Genomic DNA, 664 nt, shown 5'->3' on the forward strand with positions numbered 1-664 from the left:
GATTCCAATTCTTCTCTTGCGAAGGCCGTCATCGCTTGCCCCTCCTGAGCGAACTCAATGGCGGCATTGTGCGATTGCCTTTACGCGAACTCTATAACGCCCATGGCTTACCGCTTACGCTCGGGCGATTATTTTAGGGCGGCCACCTGTTTTTAGGACATTCTGAGCAAGCAGCCAAGCAGATTGGACAGCCATTCGAGCGACTGGGTATTCTTCACCAGATTGTCAATGACATGCAGGATATGACAAGCAAAGGGGGGCGCGAAGCCGGCCAGGATCTTTATGAAGGAAAACAGTCGATCGTGGCGCTCGTCTACCAGCGCGAGGCTCCCGAGGATGCCCATCGATTCGCACAATTTTTGAGGCTGCCGCGTGATGAAAAAACGTCCGATCAGGTCAACGCGGAACTCAAGCGAATCGTGATCAGCGGAACGCCTCAAAAGATTCTGGAAGAGGGCAAAACAAAAGCCGCCACGATCCTGCAAGAAAGTACATCGTTGGACGCGCATCCCGCTTTAAAGGAAATATTGCAGCGTAGTGAATCGCCCCGGATTTGGTGGAGGCTCCAACTCTTGAGAGAATGGAGCTATGAACAAGTCGAACAAGTTTTCTGCTGAGGTCCGCGAGCGTGCAGTTCGCATGGTGCGAGAGCATCGCGACGAGT

General features: G+C 53.0%; 1 protein-coding gene. It reads left to right on the forward strand.

Annotation, left to right across the window (positions count from 1 at the left end; all coding sequences use genetic code 11):
* Positions 1 to 146: 146 nt before the first annotated feature.
* Complete coding sequence (locus tag GWC77_RS28135; protein ID WP_173262872.1) at positions 147 to 617, forward strand: polyprenyl synthetase family protein; 471 nt, start codon at positions 147 to 149, stop codon at positions 615 to 617.
* Positions 618 to 664: the final 47 nt, after the last annotated feature.

The sequence above is a fragment of the Paraburkholderia sp. NMBU_R16 genome, from assembly GCF_013282575.1.
Classification (GTDB): domain Bacteria; phylum Pseudomonadota; class Gammaproteobacteria; order Burkholderiales; family Burkholderiaceae; genus Trinickia.